Origin of the sequence: Marinobacter qingdaonensis (genome assembly GCF_034555935.1) — a bacterium.
Lineage (GTDB): Bacteria > Pseudomonadota > Gammaproteobacteria > Pseudomonadales > Oleiphilaceae > Marinobacter > Marinobacter qingdaonensis.
This window is the reverse complement of sequence record NZ_JAYDCJ010000001.1, coordinates 351,736-367,400: the sequence shown is the minus strand read 5'-3', so window position 1 is coordinate 367,400 and position 15,665 is coordinate 351,736. Positions and strand designations below refer to the sequence as shown.

Annotated in this window: 14 protein-coding genes; 8 read left to right on the top strand and 6 right to left on the bottom strand. The window is 63.4% G+C overall.

Annotated elements, in window-relative coordinates; translation table 11 throughout:
• The first annotated feature begins 84 nt into the window (after positions 1-84).
• From U5822_RS01690 to U5822_RS01680, 3 genes are all read left to right on the top strand, one after another.
• Complete coding sequence (locus U5822_RS01690) at positions 85-2,358, top strand: bifunctional diguanylate cyclase/phosphodiesterase (RefSeq protein WP_322853887.1); 2,274 nt, start codon at positions 85-87, stop codon at positions 2,356-2,358.
• A gap of 103 nt (positions 2,359-2,461) precedes the next feature.
• Positions 2,462-2,965, top strand: a complete 504-nt coding sequence (locus U5822_RS01685; RefSeq protein WP_322853886.1) for a copper chaperone PCu(A)C — start codon at positions 2,462-2,464, stop codon at positions 2,963-2,965.
• A gap of 15 nt (positions 2,966-2,980) precedes the next feature.
• Positions 2,981-3,373, top strand: coding sequence for a DUF2784 domain-containing protein (locus tag U5822_RS01680; protein ID WP_322853885.1), 393 nt, complete (start codon positions 2,981-2,983; stop codon positions 3,371-3,373).
• A 6-nt stretch (positions 3,374-3,379) separates the two neighbouring features.
• Here the strand turns inward: U5822_RS01680 and U5822_RS01675 are convergent, their stop codons facing one another.
• A complete protein-coding gene (locus tag U5822_RS01675; protein WP_322853884.1) occupies positions 3,380-5,140 on the bottom strand; it encodes a diguanylate cyclase in 1,761 nt (586 codons plus the stop codon).
• Positions 5,141-5,201: 61 nt separating this feature from the next.
• On the bottom strand, positions 5,202-6,050 hold the full coding sequence (locus U5822_RS01670; protein ID WP_322853883.1) for a M90 family metallopeptidase: 849 nt from the start codon (positions 6,048-6,050) through the stop codon (positions 5,202-5,204).
• A 65-nt stretch (positions 6,051-6,115) separates the two neighbouring features.
• Between U5822_RS01670 and U5822_RS01665 the strand changes: the two genes are divergently transcribed.
• A complete protein-coding gene (locus tag U5822_RS01665) occupies positions 6,116-6,787 on the top strand; it encodes an SDR family oxidoreductase (RefSeq protein WP_322853882.1) in 672 nt (223 codons plus the stop codon).
• 32 nt (positions 6,788-6,819) lie between these two features.
• Here U5822_RS01665 and U5822_RS01660 read toward each other — a convergent pair whose 3' ends face one another.
• Positions 6,820-7,239 (bottom strand): universal stress protein, encoded by a 420-nt coding sequence (locus tag U5822_RS01660; protein WP_322853881.1) that lies wholly within the window; start codon positions 7,237-7,239, stop codon positions 6,820-6,822.
• Between the two features lie 139 nt (positions 7,240-7,378).
• Complete coding sequence (locus U5822_RS01655; RefSeq protein ID WP_322853880.1) at positions 7,379-11,116, bottom strand: DUF1631 family protein; 3,738 nt, start codon at positions 11,114-11,116, stop codon at positions 7,379-7,381.
• A 131-nt stretch (positions 11,117-11,247) separates the two neighbouring features.
• Between U5822_RS01655 and U5822_RS01650 the strand changes: the two genes are divergently transcribed.
• Entirely contained in the window at positions 11,248-11,574 is a 327-nt protein-coding gene (locus U5822_RS01650) for an antibiotic biosynthesis monooxygenase family protein (protein ID WP_322853879.1), read from the top strand.
• 43 nt (positions 11,575-11,617) lie between these two features.
• Positions 11,618-12,700: a mechanosensitive ion channel family protein gene (locus tag U5822_RS01645; protein WP_322853878.1), complete on the top strand. Its 1,083-nt coding sequence runs from the start codon at positions 11,618-11,620 to the stop codon at positions 12,698-12,700.
• On the opposite strand, the gene U5822_RS01640 is transcribed toward U5822_RS01645, so the two are convergent.
• Positions 12,683-13,555, bottom strand: coding sequence for a pirin family protein (locus U5822_RS01640; RefSeq protein ID WP_322853877.1), 873 nt, complete (start codon positions 13,553-13,555; stop codon positions 12,683-12,685). The two genes, U5822_RS01645 and U5822_RS01640, sit on opposite strands and share 18 nt — an antisense overlap.
• A 229-nt stretch (positions 13,556-13,784) precedes the next feature.
• On the opposite strand from U5822_RS01640, the gene U5822_RS01635 reads away from it, so the two are divergent.
• Both U5822_RS01635 and U5822_RS01630 read left to right on the top strand, forming a co-directional pair.
• On the top strand, positions 13,785-14,639 hold the full coding sequence (locus U5822_RS01635; protein ID WP_322853876.1) for a crotonase/enoyl-CoA hydratase family protein: 855 nt from the start codon (positions 13,785-13,787) through the stop codon (positions 14,637-14,639).
• Positions 14,640-15,239: a CPBP family intramembrane glutamic endopeptidase gene (locus U5822_RS01630; protein ID WP_322853875.1), complete on the top strand. Its 600-nt coding sequence runs from the start codon at positions 14,640-14,642 to the stop codon at positions 15,237-15,239.
• Here the strand turns inward: U5822_RS01630 and U5822_RS01625 are convergent.
• Positions 15,233-15,649 (bottom strand): DUF2721 domain-containing protein, encoded by a 417-nt coding sequence (locus tag U5822_RS01625; protein WP_322853874.1) that lies wholly within the window; start codon positions 15,647-15,649, stop codon positions 15,233-15,235. The two genes, U5822_RS01630 and U5822_RS01625, sit on opposite strands and share 7 nt — an antisense overlap.
• Positions 15,650-15,665: the final 16 nt, after the last annotated feature.

The following is a 15,665-nucleotide window of genomic DNA, read 5'->3' as shown; positions in this document are numbered from 1 at the left end:
AATTCCGAGGAGGTGGACAAAGCCTATACTCCACTTACTGGCAGGATGCCCACGCAACGTCATGGGCGTGCCCGGGAGTTCACTTTGACCATTTTTAAGCGAAATATCTGGACGCTGTTCTGGCTGGTCTACGCGGTCGGCTTGGTGCTGCTCGCCGTCCTGGTTTCGTCCTCCTGGCAAGACACCGTCGAAGATAATGAGCGTCGTCACCGGGCGCGAGCCGAGTTCTTTGCCCAGTCTGTCTCCAGCATTCTGAGTACCCAGGAGTTGGTGCTGGATGTTGTCGGTCGTGAGTTGCTGCGCCAGGGCCATTTCCCCGTAGAGCGTTACGCGATCCCACTGCTGGACAGCGTTCTTGCCTCCAGCCAATCGCTGGTCGGACTGGGTTTGGCCCGACCGGATGGTCAGGTTGTCTCAATGACCTCCAACATCAAAATGGAGGAATGGCCGAACCTTCGTGCTCAGGAGCAGACCCGGGACGGTTTCGAGCAAGCGCTTCAGTCGAACAAGATGGTGCTGGGCCGGACCTATTTTTTCGAGCCTTTGGGCGAATGGATCATTCCTATCCGCAAGGCTTTGCGAGGGCGGGATGGCAGCGTGTTGGCGGTACTGACTGCTGGCATTCGCCTGGACGGTGACAATGGGGTCTTCCGCCAGTATCCACGCCATCACCCTGGCGACAGCCTGATGCTGTTCCGGGCGCGGGACGGCTACCTGCAGTTCCTGGCCCGGGAAGGGGTGGGGCCCGAGATCTACTCCACCATCCGTCGCACCGACGAACAGATCGAGAACGCGGCCCGGCGCCTGGAGGCGGAATCCGGGCGCAGCATCGAGGCCATCAAGGCCGGCAACGAGGCCGAGGTCTACTACTCCGAGCGGGAGAGCGGTACCTACCTTGGCGCCGCGGTCTTCGACCCCCGTTTCGAACTGTGGATCATTTCCGAGTCGGGAATGGCCGGTATCTTGCGCGAGTTCTTCGAGGAGCTGATGGTCTACGCCGGGCTGTTCCTGGTGGTGTCGGCGCTGCTGTACTACCTCTTCAACATGATTGACCGGGTCGAGAAAAAGCGACGCCTGGAGCTGTTTCACCAGGCCCGGCACGATGACCTGACCGGGTTGCTCAATCGGGCCGGCCTGATTGAGCAGATCCATTCCCGGATCGATCATCGGGAGCCCTTCAGCATGGTGCTGGTTGATATCGACAATTTCCGCGGCATCAATGACCGGTTCGGCCAGGATTTTGGTGACCGGGTGCTGTCGGAGTGGTCCCGGGCCCTGCGTCAGGCGGCTGGAGATGAGGCCGTGGTGGCCAGCCTGGGTGGCGATGAGTTTGCAGTGGTGACCAGTCAGACCGAGCCAGAGCGCTTGTCCGAGTACTGCTGGCACCTGTTGTCGGAAACCGGCAGTGGCCTGCAGCGGGGGCCGCTGAATCTGCAGTTGGGCGCGAGCATCGGGGCCGCCATGTTCCCGGCCAACGGCAACTCGTTCAGCAGCATCGTGCGCAGTGCGCACCTGGCTTTGCATCGGGCCAAGAAAAACCGCAACGAAGTGTGCCTGTTCCGAAGCGACATCGAGACCGGCTACCTGCGCCGGGTGCACATCGAACAGCGGCTGCGCGGCGCGCTCGAGCCCAATCTCATTACCATGGCCTACCAGACCCAGGTGGACGCCAACGGCCGGGTAATTGGCATGGAAGCGCTGGCCCGCTGGCAGGATGAGGAACTGGGCTACGTGCCCCCCTACGAATTCGTGTCGGTGGCGGAAGCGTCCGGGCTGATGGTGCAGCTCGGTGACTATGTCCTGGACCACAGCCTAGCGGATTTCGGCCAGTTGCCCCGGTCCCCCGAATTCCCGCTGGAGCTGTCGGTCAACATCTCGGTGCTGCAGATCATGCAGCGCGGCTTTGCCGAGACAGTGCTGGAGAAGCTGCGCCATTACAGGGTGGCGCCCGGTGAGCTGACGCTGGAGATCACCGAGACCCTGTTCATGTCCCGGCACAGTGCCATCCTGCCGGTGCTGCACCGATTGCGCGATGCCGGTATCCGGCTGTCCATGGACGATTTTGGCACGGGTTATTCGTCACTGAGCCTGCTGCGCAGCCTGCCCATTGATGAACTCAAAGTGGACAAGACCTTCGTGGACCACATCAACGAGGACCAGCAGGCTCGCAACATGGTGGAAAGCATCGTCGCCATCGCCCACAACCACGGCATGGAACTGGTGGCCGAGGGGGTGGAGCAGAAAGAACAGGTAAAGACCCTGATCGCCATGGGCTGCCGGCGGTTCCAGGGCTTCTACTTCAGCCGGCCGGTGTCGATCGACCAGATCAAGGAAACCCTGTTTGCGTCTGTGGAGTGACCCGACTGCGACGATTCGCCACAGAAAAAAAGCTTGTTCCCGACCCCGCACCGGTTAAGCTCACAGGAATACAACCTGTTGATGCCAAAGGATATGCAAGCCCATGAATGTTAGAGCCAGTGTTCTTACCCTGATGTTCGCCCTGACGCCGGTCCTGGCCATGGCTCACGACTACACCCAGGGCGCCATCAAGATCGATCACCCCTGGAGCCGACCCACGCCGCCGGGCACACCCATGGGGGTGGGCTATCTGGCGATCAGCAACAACAGCGACAGCGCGATTACCCTGACCGGCGCCAACACCCCCCGGGCCGGCGCCGTGTCCATCCACGAGTCCAGCATGTCTGACGGCGTGATGCGTATGCGGCCACTGACGGAGGGCCTGACCATTCCGGCCGGCGACACCGTGGAGCTCAAACCCCACGGTTACCACCTGATGCTGGAGACGCTGAACCGGCCGTTGCAGGCCGGGGAGCGCATCCCCCTGACGCTCCGGTTTGACCACGGCGGCGAGATTGAGGTCGAACTGGCGGTCGAGCCCATGGAGCACGGGGACATGGATGGCCAAGATGATCACTCCGGCCATGGCGACCACGCCGGTCACTAACGACCGGTAACCGCCATGGGCTCCGGGACCGGATTCCTCGTACTCGCCGATGCACTGCTGGTGTTGCACGTGCTGTTTGTGGCGTTTGTGGTGCTCGGCCTGGTGCTGATCTACCTGGGGCACTTCCTGGCGTGGCGCTGGGTGAGGAATTTCTGGTTTCGGGTCAGCCATCTGGTGGCCATCGCCATCGTGGTGCTGCAGTCCTGGCTGGGGCTGATCTGCCCCCTGACCACCTGGGAAATGGCGCTGCGGGAGCGGGCTGGCGACGCCAGCTACGAGGGCTCGTTCATCCAGCACTGGCTTCAGGCCATCCTCTATTACAGCGCCCCGGAATGGGTGTTCATCCTCAGTTACACGGTGTTCGGGGGGCTGGTGTTGTTCAGCTGGTTCCTGATCCGACCCCGGTGAACGGTGTCAGGCTGAGGCGGCCTTGACCGGGGTGCCGGTGGTGGGCCCGGCACAGACCCGGTTGCGGCCCCCCATTTTCGCCTGATAGAGCGCCTGGTCGGCCATGACCAGGGTCTTATCCAGGCTCACCTCCTCCGAGTCGCGGTTGGCGACCCCAATGCTGACGGTGCACTGGATTCGGTCCGCGCCTTCGCGAACGGTCAGTGCCTCCACGTTCTGTCGGAGTCGCTCCGCCACCTGGCAGGCTTCCTCCAGATCGGTTTCCGGCAGCAGCAGCACGAATTCCTCGCCACCCCAGCGGGCCAGCAGGTCCCCGTGCCGCCGGGAGTTGTCCAGCACCCGGGCGATGCCCCGCAACACCCGATCGCCAGTGGCGTGGCCAAACTGATCGTTGATCGCCTTGAAATGGTCGATGTCGATCATGGCCACGCACATGTCCCGGTTCTTGCGTTTGACCAGGCCCCAGAGCGACTGTGCAACCGGTACGAAGCCCCGCCGGTTTTCCAGGCCCGTCAGGTGGTCCACCTGGGCCCGGCGCTCCGCCGCCACCCGGGCGTTGTGGGTCCGTCGCACCAGGTCGGCGAGGGCCAGGGCCAGCAGCATGGCGTCCAGGACCATGCCGATGTCCACCGCGTAATAGCCGAGCCGGCTGTAGCCGACCAGGCCGGACACGGTGAGGGCGGTGACACTGGCGCCGGTGGCCGAAGCCACGGTACCCAGCAGGTAATAACGGGCCGACTGCATGCCACTGAGCCAGCTCGAAATGCCCAGGTACAGCATCAGCAGGGTGAACACCGGCGCCAGGGACAGCGCCAGCCACATTGCCCAGCCCCGTTCCCCCAACAAGTAACAGGCGGCGAAGGCGCACAGATAGGCGCCGCAGACCATCTGGGTCAGGCGGTAGAGCCGGCGCCGCCGACGTCTGGTCTGCAGAAAACTGGTGGCAAAGGCCAGCCCGGTGAACGCGAAACACAGGATCAGCAGCGGAGGTGCCCACTGCTGCCAGACCTGGGCACTGGGCCAGAACAGCGCCATGCCAATGCCGTTGTAGGCGGCGGTCATGGCGACAAAGGCGAGCATGAACAGAAAATAGTACAGGTAGCGTCGGCGGCGCAGTCCGGCAAACAGCAGCAGGTTGTAGACCGCCAGGGCCAGCATGACCCCATAGACGAAGCTGTGGAAGGCGGTTTCAAACTGCTCCCGTTCGTGGGCCTCTTCCCGGCTGGAAAAATAGAACGGCACCACCAGCGGGTCGGCCGTCTCGACCCTCAGCATCAGGCGGGTAACGCCGGGGTGAAAGGCGTGGTCTGCGGTGGCGATGCGCTTGCCCAAGAAGCGCTGGTACACGGGTAAGCTGTCACCGCCGGCCAGCCGGCGCACGGGCCGGCCATTGCCCAGGAAGTAGAAATCGACCCGATCCAACCAGCCGGTCCGCACCGTCAGGCGCCGGGTCACCGGGGCGTCGTTCAGATTGAGGATGTCGGCGGTGATCCAGATGGCGCCGGCGTTCACTCCGCGGGTGAGCACGCGCGCATCGGTTCGTTCCAGGCGGTGGGGGGCAGTTCGGATCAGGTGCTGGATATCGCCGACCGAGAGTTCTTCGCCGAGCTCGGCAATGAACGCGACCCGGTGGGCGATGGGGCCCTGGTAACTCATTTCCGCGTTGAGCATGGGCAATGGTCGATCGCCGCTGCCCGGGGCTGCGTCGGTGCCAGTCGCTACAGCAAACAGGGCCAGCAGGGATAGAAGGGACCAGTACCGTCGCACTTGTTTTACATCCCTATAAAACGGTCTTTTTAGCCTATATCCAAACCCCGAATCTGTCATCTCAGGTGACGGGCGGGGGCGGCTCCGATCGAAACAGGTGAAGCGGGTCGATCCTGAAGAAGTCACACAGCACCGCGTAGACCGCCGGCTGGGTTGCTTTCAGGTGGCCCGGTTGTTGGTAAAAGGTCTCGGTCAGCACCGCAAAAAATTCCGCCGGCTCGGTCGCACCGTAGGGATCAAGCCAGCTTTCTTCATGCTGCTCCAGCGTGTCCTGGAGGTGGTTGTAGGCGTCGGACATGGTGGTCTGCCAGGCCTGGGCCTGGTGCCCGCTCAACGGTGGCGCGCCGTCGGCGGCGCCGTCCAGGTAGTCGAGCTGGTGGGCGAATTCGTGCAGGATCACGTTGTAGGGTTCGTCCGGGTACCGGGCGCTGTCCTCGCATTCGGCCCAGGCCAGTACGACCTGGCCGTGGCTGGAGGCTTCGCCGGCGCGAATCTCATCATTTACACTCACCACCGGGCCGTCGTGTTCCTGCTCCCGAACCCGGAAAATGTCCGGATAGACCAGAATGCTGCGGATGTCGTTGTAGTCGTCGAACGACCGGGCAACGATCAGCAGGCAGGCGTGGCCGGCGATGGTGACCCGGACCCGATCGTCGATCTCGAAGCCCGCGCAGCCGTAGAAGGTTTTTTCCGCCAGGAACAGCTGAACGTGTTGCTCAAGCATTCGCTGACGCTCCGGCGGCAGCCGTCGATACAGGGGCACATTGTCTGTCAGCAGGGCTCGCCACCCGCCGGGGAAGGGCCGGCGCAGTTGCCGGCGCCGGCGCCAGTCCCGGTAAAAGAACAGGTAGAACACGGCCAGGCCGATAAAGGCCAGCGCAAACACGGCAAAGACAAGCAGAGCGGACATTCGCAGGATTCCGGTCCGGATGGGTGTTTCGTCATCTTACCCTATGCTTACCCGAGGAGGTTGTCATGTCTGATCAACAAGTTGCAGTTATCACCGGTGCCAATCGGGGCATTGGTCTCGAGCTGGCCCGGCACTATGCCCGCGAGGGCTGGCGGGTGATTGGTGTCTGCCGGAGCGGGTCGGAGGAGCTGGCGGCCATCGCCAGCCAGGTCATCGACGGGGTCGATGTGACCGCCGACAGCGGTATCGAGCGGCTCGTCGACGCCCTGGCCGGTGAGCGTATTGACCTGCTGATCAACAACGCCGGCCTGCTACAGGACAACCAGTTGGGCTCGATCGACCTGGATTCCCTGCGCACCCTGATGGAGGTCAATGCCTACGCGCCCCTGAGGATTGCCGAGGCCCTGGCGCCCCAGATTCCCGCCGGCGGCAAGATCGCCAACATCACCAGCCGCATGGGCTCGATCGCCGATAACGACTCGGGTGGTCGCTACGGCTACCGGGCGTCCAAGGCCGCGCTCAATGCCTTCGGCAAATCCCTGGCCATCGACCTCAAACCCCAGGGCGTGGCGGTGGCGCAACTGCACCCGGGATACGTCCAGACCCGAATGGTGAATTTCGGTGGCTTGATCTCACCCGAGGAGTCGGCCCGAGGTTTGGCGGCGTGTATTGAGCGTCTGAACCTGGAAAACAGCGGTTCCTTCTGGCACAGCAATGGCGAGGAGCTGCCCTGGTAACGGAAAGGGAAGCCCGGGTTGCTGCCTGCCGGTCAGCGCACGACGAAGACCGCGACCGTGCTTTGCTTGACGATGTTGGCAGCGTTGGAGTGGAGCAGGTGCAGCCGGTCGCCCAGCCCCGGGGCGTGGGACGCCATCACCACCATGTCGGAGCCGGTGTCCTCGATGGCGCGCAGCAGCTTGTCCTCCAGTTCCACGGCGGTGTCGGGCGTGGACAGCACTTTGCTCTCGGTGTGGATGCCGTGGGACTTGCCCTGTTCCTCCGCGAAGGTTTGGAGCTTCTGTTCCAGTTCCTTGGGGTTGTGGGCGGCGGCCCCGGGTGCGGTGTTGGTGACGGCGATGTAGCAGAGCGTGGCGTGGTAATGCTTGGCCATGTCGATGGCCGTGTTCAACGCCTTGCCGATTTTCTCCGTGTGGGCCAGATCGACCGGCACCAGGATCTTGTGGTACATGGCGTCCTCCCCGTATTGCCGTCCGGCAATACTCTTGGTTACGCGCGTATCATAAGCATGGCAGTGGCCCGGTCGATCTGCAAAAAACAGCGACGTAAAAATCGGCGCCGATGGCGGTCAGCGCCGGCAGAGTCGGAGACTAGAGCGTGGCTCCAGCCGAGGCAGTGATGTCCCGGGTCAGGCTGTCCAGGCGTCGGGGCTTGGCAATGCCAAAGCCCTGGGCGTAATCCACCTGGATTTCGCGAAGCGTTTCCAGGATCTCCATATCTTCCACGTACTCGGCGATGGTTTTCAGGTCCAGGAAGTGGCACAGCTCGTTGATGGAGCGCACCATGGCGTAGTTGGTCAGGTTGGTGGCCATGTCGCGAACGAAAATGCCGTCGATCTTGACGTAGTCGACCGGCAGTTTCTGCAGGTAGGCGTACGACGACAGCCCGGTGCCGAAATCATCGAGGGCGAACCGGCAATCGAGGCGCTTCATTTCGCGCATGAAATCCGCCGCGTAATGCAGGTTGGATACGGCGCAGGTTTCGGTGACCTCGAAACAGATCTTGGAGGCGTGCTGGCGGTTCGCTTTCAGCCGGGTTTCCAGTTCCAGCATGAAGCCGTCGTCGCTGAGTGAGGCCCCGGACAGGTTCACGTTCAGGGTATCGATGCCGGCCAGCACCTCGGGGTGGGTCTGCATCCAGGTCAGCGTCTGCTCCACCACCCAGGCGTCCACCCGGGTGCTGCGCCGGAACTGCTCGGCCGCCTCAATGTAGGCCTGGGGCGAGACCTGTTTGCCGGAGGCGTCGGTCAGACCCAGCAGCAGTTCGTACGATTTTCCCGCATTCGCCGGGCCGTCGATGGCAACGATGGGTTGGGCCCGGAGGAACAGGCTGCCGTCCCGGATGCTCCGATCAATCTCCGAGACCCACTGCGGAGTCTCCGGCTTGGCGGTGTTGGTCGACTCGGACACCAGTTCAACCAGGTTGCCACCGCGCCGTTTGGCCGATTTCAGGGACAGACTGGCCGAATTCAGCAGGTCGCCGGCGGACAGGGCGGCCGGGGTGATCGGGCAGACACTGGCGCTCAGGGTGGCCCGGAATTCGGCGTTGGCGTGGGCAAAGGCCTGCTTCTCAAAGTCCTGGCGCAGGTTCTCCGCGAAATCCAGACTGTCCTCAATGGCGGGGTTGCTGATCAGGATGGCGAACTCGTTGCCGCTAATCCGGCCGGCGTGGGGCTCGGGGTGCAACCTGCGGCAATGGCGGGTCACCAGTTCGCCGGTGGCCTGCAGCAGCTGATCGCCGGCATTGGCGCCATAGGTGGTGTTGATGACGCTGAATTCGTCGATATCCACCACCACCAGGGCGCCGGTTGCACCGCCATCGTCGGACTGGGCCAGCATGGCGGTGACCAGCTTTTCGAAATCCCGGCGGTGCATGCAGCCGGTCAGGGCATCGTGGGTGGCCTCGAAGTTCAGCCGCCGGTACACGTCCTGGACCATGTTGAACAGGCTCTGGTCCACGAACGGGATGTCGCCATCGTCCACCAGGGAAGCCTCGCCGGTACGCAGTTTCTGGACGAATTCCGGGAATTCGAAGCTGATCTCGCTCATACCCGTGGGGGAGAGGAAGACAAACCGCAGTACCTCCTCGCCCCCCCACACCAGGCGCAACTTGCGTTTCTCGTCGTCATCCAGTGTGATCTCGACCCAGTCGCCCACCGCCAGTTCCCGGGCCCGGGTGGTCCATCGGTCGCCGGCATCCACTTCCGGCCCGGGCGCCGGCTCCGACGCGTCGCCATACGTCTCAACGTAAACCGTACTGATGCTTTTCTGCTGTTGGAGCTGACCGGTCAGGTCGGCCATGATCGACCTGAATCGTCCGATGTCACCCACGTTGCGCAGCTCGCGATCGATGAAGGTCAGGATGGGCCCGCTTTCCAGCTCCCGCTCGAACGCCAGTTCCTCGGTCTGGGCCTCGGGGGCCAGCCAGGACAGCAGCAGCCCGACCACGTCGAACAGTTCGGCGTACTGGTCGCTTTGCGGTCCTTCCCGTAGCACCGCCAGGACCATGAGCTGCTCCCAGCCGGTTTCCAGCAGGTCCAGCAGCACCCTGGGAACATCCCGGCCACCAAGAATGGCGTTCAGTCGGCGCTGGACCTGCTGCCGGGTCACTCTCAGGCGCTCCTTGCCCTCCAGGGTCTTGGCCAGGCGCTCGGAGTTGCGCACGAAGGACTGGCCCTGGCGTTCCACCAGCACCTTGAGCTTGCCGTTCAGGCGGTCGAGCTGGTCGGCGTCCAGGGTTTCACTGTGAATCAGCTCGTCGATGATGGCGGTGACGGTGGACTCCAGACTCTTGGTCGAGGCCCGCTCCGCAAAACAGAGTCGCATGAGATCGTTGACGATTTCCCGGGCCGGGTGATCTTCCTGGTTCAGGAACTCCGGGGTGTCCAGCAGCACCTCGAACACCGGCAGTCGCAACTGCTCGAGCTTGTCGCGAAGTGGCTCCGACATGCCGTTCCTGGCCTGCAGGGGGGCAAACAACTGATCGACCAGATCGGCCTTGGCCAGCGTCGGCTGATCGATCGACGCGCCAAATTCGGCATCCAGCTCTGCCATCTCCCGAATGGCATCGCTGATGGCCGGTTGCCGTGACCGGAGCTTCTCCAGCAGGTCTTCCCGCTTGGGCCGTAGGTGTGCACTGAACTGCGGACTGGATTGTTCCCAGCCGCCGAGATTGCTGTGGTTTTCCAGCCCCATCAGGCGGAACAGGGACTGGTCCGGGGTGTGGCTGGCTGGCTCGGGCGCCGGCGCCGGTTCGGGCCCGTCCGCATCCGACGCTGAGCCCCCAGCGCCCGCGGGTTTCGGCGGTTCCGGCTTCTCGGTGTCCTCGTCCCGGGCGGACCAGTTGGGCGGCAGTTGGTCGTAGCGGAGGCTGTGCAGTCCGGCTCGGGTCAGGTCGGCAATCAGCGACTGCATGGCGGGGGCCCAGGCCTGTTCCAGTGCCGACTGGAAGGCCTGGTACAGCACATGCCGGTGCTCACGGGCGATGCCGAGACGGTCTGCGGAATACTGCAGGCAGGCGCACAGGGCAGCCGGGGCCAGGGGATTGGAGGCGTCCTTGAGGTCGCGTCCGAACACCTGATTGAGCAACTGGTTCAGGGCAAACAGCAGATCGCGGTGCTTGGCCAGCAGGCGAGAGGCCACGTTCTGCAGGTCGAGCCAGTCCTCGAACACCTGCTGCTGGAGCACGTGCAGTTCCGACCCCTTGGCCTGTTCACCCGTGTCCGCGGTCAGGACCGCGCTGTTGGCGGAAAAGCGGGCGGCGAAGTCGTCGAAGATCTGGTTGCGGCGGCTGCCGACGATGAAGCGCATGTCTTTCAGGCGGGTGATTTCCCGCAGATCGGTGGCGTCGTCCAGCGCCTTCTGGATCTTGTCTTGGGTGGTGTCGACGAAATCGTGCAGCAGCCGGTCCAGCAGACGATGGCTGTGGCTCTGGAACAGGCGCTTCAACCCCTCAAGGCCCGAGGGGTTGGCAAGAAGCTGAGCGGTGCTGGCTTGGCTCTCGAGCGACTGGACCTGCGCAATGACCGGCTGCCCGGGTTTGGCGCGCAGGCTGAAGCTCTGTTTCGACGCTTTCACCACCTTGCCGCGAATGTGCAGGCCGCCAACCACTTCGGGCGGATACAGGTGCAGGTCCACACCTATGCCCTGAGCGGCGCCTTCGGACAGTGCATCCGCGACCGCCGGCGATGTCACCCGCTCAAGGCTGATTGTGACCTCGTCGTTCCTGCTATCTACACTGGTTACAACGCAGCCGCAGGGTAGCAAGCCCCGGGCAACGAGCAGGGCATCCTGAAGTAACCGGATGGTTTTCCTTGGCTTTTGGCTCATCGACTGCCTTCCTGAGCAGTACTGCATCCTGGGGCGGCCCGGGCAAATCCGGGCCAGCCTTCCCGCGGCCCGGCATCAGGCCGATCAAACGTAACGCAAAACCGCCGCGTGCGGTCACCTGGGAGGTGCCTATGAAGTTTATCTTTGAAGTCCGAATCAGGGAAGGCTATCGGGCCGAGGACTACGCCGATGCCTGGGTGCGGGCCAGTGAACTGATCCAGCAGGCGCCGGGCGCGCGCGGCACGGCGCTGCACCGAAAAATCGGGGCACCGGATACGCTGATTGCCATTGCCAGCTGGGACAGCAAGGAAGCCAGGGACGCCATGGAGTCGAAGCATAACCCCAATGTAGCCGAGATTATTCGCAGCGTCGCGCCGTTCGTCGACATCACGCCGTTGGGCGAGTTCGAAGATCCGGAGTGGGTCGTACTGCCGCCGGGGGTGCAGCAGTTGGATTGACTGCTATCTTGAAAGCAAATGAATTCAGGCGGTGGAGTGGCCCATGTTGGAATCCGTGGACGCGGGACTGGGCGGGTGGCTGTATCCCGCGATATCGGCGTTGGTGTCCGCGCTTCTGGCCTATGGTGGGTTTCGCCTGGCGCTGGGCCTGGTGCATCGGCTCACCCGGCGCAAGGCGGTGCCACGGCTGTTTCTTGATGCCTCGGCCCGGGCGGTGGGCTGGGTGGTCAGCCTGCTGGTGCTGAATGGGGTACTGGAGGCCAGCCCACAGGACCTGCCTTACCTGAGCGAATTCCAACACATTGCCACCCTGCTGCTGATCTTTGCCGTTACCTGGGCGCTGGTGCGCTGCACCTCCGCCATCGGCGAGGTCATCGTGACCCTGAATCCGGTGTTGGAAGGGGAGTGGAAGCGGGCGCGTAAGGTGGAAACCCAGACCCGGTTCCTGGTTCGGGGCCTGAATATCCTGATCGTGATTGTAGGCCTGGGCGCCGCCCTGATGACTTTTGACTCGGTCCGCCACGTCGGTGGCAGTCTGCTGGCGTCCGCCGGTGTGGGTGGCATCATCCTCGGGTTCGCCGCCCGGCCGGTGCTGGGCAATCTGCTGGCGGGCATGCAGATCGCGCTGACCCAGCCGTTCCGCATTGATGACGTGCTCTACGTCCAGAACGAATGGTGCTGGGTCGAGGAAGTTACCGCCACCTACGTGGTGCTGCGGGTATGGGATCTGCGTCGCCTGATCGTGCCCTTGCAGTGGTTTATCGAGAATCCCTTCCAGAACTGGTCCCGCAACACCGCCGATCTCCTGGGCACGGTGTTTATCCGGGTGGACTACGCCATGCCAATCTTTCCACTGCGGGAGGAGTTTGCCCGCCTGTTGCGCCAGTCACCCCAGTGGGATGGCAAGATCGAGACGGTGCAGGTCACCGATTCCGACGACCAGACCATCCAGGTCCGGTTCCTGATGAGCGCACCCGACTCAAGCCAGGCCTGGGATCTGCGCTGCGCGGTGCGGGAGGGGTTGATTACCTTCCTACAGGAACACTACCCCGAATTCCTGCCGCGGATTCGGGCCCGCATGGTCGACACCGAACGGTCCGAGATGATGTCACCGCCGCCACGGTGAGGCGGGTCCCTGCAGGCGCTCGCCCGGCCATTCGGGAATGCTGCCAAAGCGCGGGCTGTGCGCCTCCCAGTCCAGCTCGGCCTCGACAATCTCGGCCTTGTCGTAGCCCACGTAGTTCCACCACATCACCACATCCCGGCCCAGGGGTTCACCCCCGACCAGCAACAGGCGTGTGCCCGGCTGACAGGTCAGGGTGGCGCTCGACTGGTCATCGCCCAGATAGGCCAGTTCGTCGGTCAGGAACGGGTCGCCATTGATGTCGACCCCGCCGGTCAGCGTCAGCAGTCCGTACTCAAACCCGGGGTTCAGGTCCAGCTCGATTTCCTGGGCCTCGGCGCAGTCGATATCCAGTCCCACCAGTGGGGAGAATTGGAGCGTATCGGCGCTCTTGTCGCGGTAGTGGCCGGTGAGCAGGGTCCAGGTCGCGCCCTGGTCCTGCCAACAGGGCAGGTTGGCGTAGTGATCGAAGCGGGATTCGGTGTGGCGTTCGGCTTCCGGCAGGGCAATCCAGAGTTGCGCCGCGTGCAGGTCGCGGTCGCCGAACACCGATTCCTCGGTGTGGCTGATGCCGTGACCGGCAGTCATCAGATTGACTTCCCCCGAGCGGATGCGTTGTTCGGTGCCCAGGCTGTCGCGGTGCAGCAGCTCGCCCTCAATCATCCAGGTAAAGGTCTGCAGTCCGATGTGCGGGTGCGGGCCGACCTGCAAACCCGCGTCGTCGGCACCAAAGTGGACCGGGCCGATGTGGTCGAGAAAACACCAGGCGCCGATCTGCCGGCGCCCCCGGGTGGGCAGATTCCGGGCTACGGGGATGCCGCCCACATCGCTGGTGCGGGCCTGAAAACGCTGAGTCATGATGTCCGTCTCCTGCTCAAAGCTTCAGCATGGATTGCTCCGATGCCGTCGGCAAGTCCGGCACCAGAGGCAATTCCCCTGAACGTATCAGAAATTTCGGGCTCCGGGTTGTCGGCAGATGGTTAGCTGGTTAATGATGTGGCCTTACCGCCCGGGCAGGCGTCAGGCCCGCGGCCAGAACCCAGCACCGCTCAACAGCACAGAACAATAGCAACGAAGGAGTCTCACCTTGTCTGATCTTGCCACCTACGAAAGCTTCAACGTTGAAGTGAAGGACTACATCGCCCACGTCCAGTTTTCCCGTCCGGAAGCCCTGAACTCCATGACCAAGGCCTTCTGGACCGAGCTGCCGAGGTGCATGCAGGACATTGAGACCAACACCGAGGCCCGCGTCATCGTGATCTCCAGCACCGGCAAGCACTTTTCCGCCGGTATGGATCTGGGCGTATTCAGTGATCCCAATGCGGTGCCCATGAAGGGCGATCCAGGACGGATGGCGGAAAACCTGCGGCGCATTGTGCTGCAGCTCCAGGACACCCTGACCTCGCTCGAAAAAGTCCGCCTGCCGGTGCTGGCGGCGATCCATGGCGGCTGTATCGGCGGTGCCCTGGATCTGGTGTGTGCCGCCGACAGTCGCTACTGCACCGAGGACGCCTACTTCACCATCAAGGAAACCGAGCTGGGCATGACCGCCGACGTGGGCACCCTGCAGCGTTTGCCCAAGCTGATGCCCCAGGGTGTGGTGCGTGAACTGGCCTACACCGGCCGGAAGTTTACCGCCCAGGAAGCCCAGCAACTGGGCTTCGTGAACGCCACCTACGCCAACCAGGAAGCGATGCTGGAAGCGGTGATGGCAATCGCCGGCCAGATTGCCGCCAATTCGCCGCTGGCGGTCACCGGCTGCAAGGAAATGCTCAACTACAGCCGGGACCATTCGGTGGAGGACAGCCTGCGCTACATGGCGACCTGGCAGGCGGGCATGTTCCGGCCCAACGACATGATGAAGACCTTCCAAGCCAAGGCCCAGAAGCAGGCGCCGGAGTACGACGACCTGCTGCCCGTGAAACCCCTGTTCGAGTCCTGAATGGCGGCAACGGGCTCCCGCTCCGGTATGTCTGCCCTGTCCGCGCTGGCTTTCCAGGGCGGTCTCGGGGTGGTGGGGCTGATCGGCATCCTGCTGCTGGATATTCCGGTGCAGAATCAGGGCCTGGCCTGGGGGGCGGTGCTGGGCTGGGGCTGCCTCGGGGCACTGGCGACCTACGCCGGCCTGATGCTGCTGACCCGGGTTCCGGGCCTGTTCCCCGTCGGCCTGGAGCGCCAGATGCGTCACCTGCGGGAGTTTGCCGCCGGTTTTGGCTGGCCGACCCTGGTGGTCCTGTCCATCCTGGCCGGGGTGGGGGAGGAGCTGCTGTTCCGGGGCGCCCTCCAGGGCTGGCTGGACGCAAGCTTCGGAACCATGACCGCGGTGGCGCTGGCCTCCCTGGCGTTTGGCCTGGCCCACTACATTTCCTTTGTCTATTTTCTGGTGGCGACCGGCCTGGGCCTGATTCTGGGCGGCGCCTACGCCCTGTCAGACAGCCTGGCGATGGTCATGGTCTGGCACGCGGTCTACGACATGATCGCCCTGTTCTGCCTGCTCCGCTTTCCCCACTGGTTCGGCCTGGCGCCGCGCCAGCCTCACTGACGCTCGGTCTGGGCCGACGCTTCCTTGCGCGCCTCGAAATTGGCCAGCTCCACATTGATGGCGTTGGTCGAGAGCTGAATCTCGTAGAACGAATACAGCAGCGACAGCGACAGCAGCACCAGGCTGATACCAAAGGCGACGGCGCCAGGCAGTTCCGATCCGAGAAACAGCAGGAACATCGACACCGTACACATCAGAAAGCTCAGCACCCCAAAGGCCTGCATCCGTTTGGTCAGCACGATGCGCTTGCGCAGCATGCTGATCTGGCGGGCAATCAGGGCATGGTCTTCCTCGGTGTCCATCTGCTTCAACTGGCGGATGAGCTGGGCCAGGACCAGGAAGCGGTTGGTGTACGCCAGAAGCAGCAGGGAAATGGCCGGGAACAGCAGGGCGGGTGTGGTCAGATCCAAAATCGGGTCCTTGTTC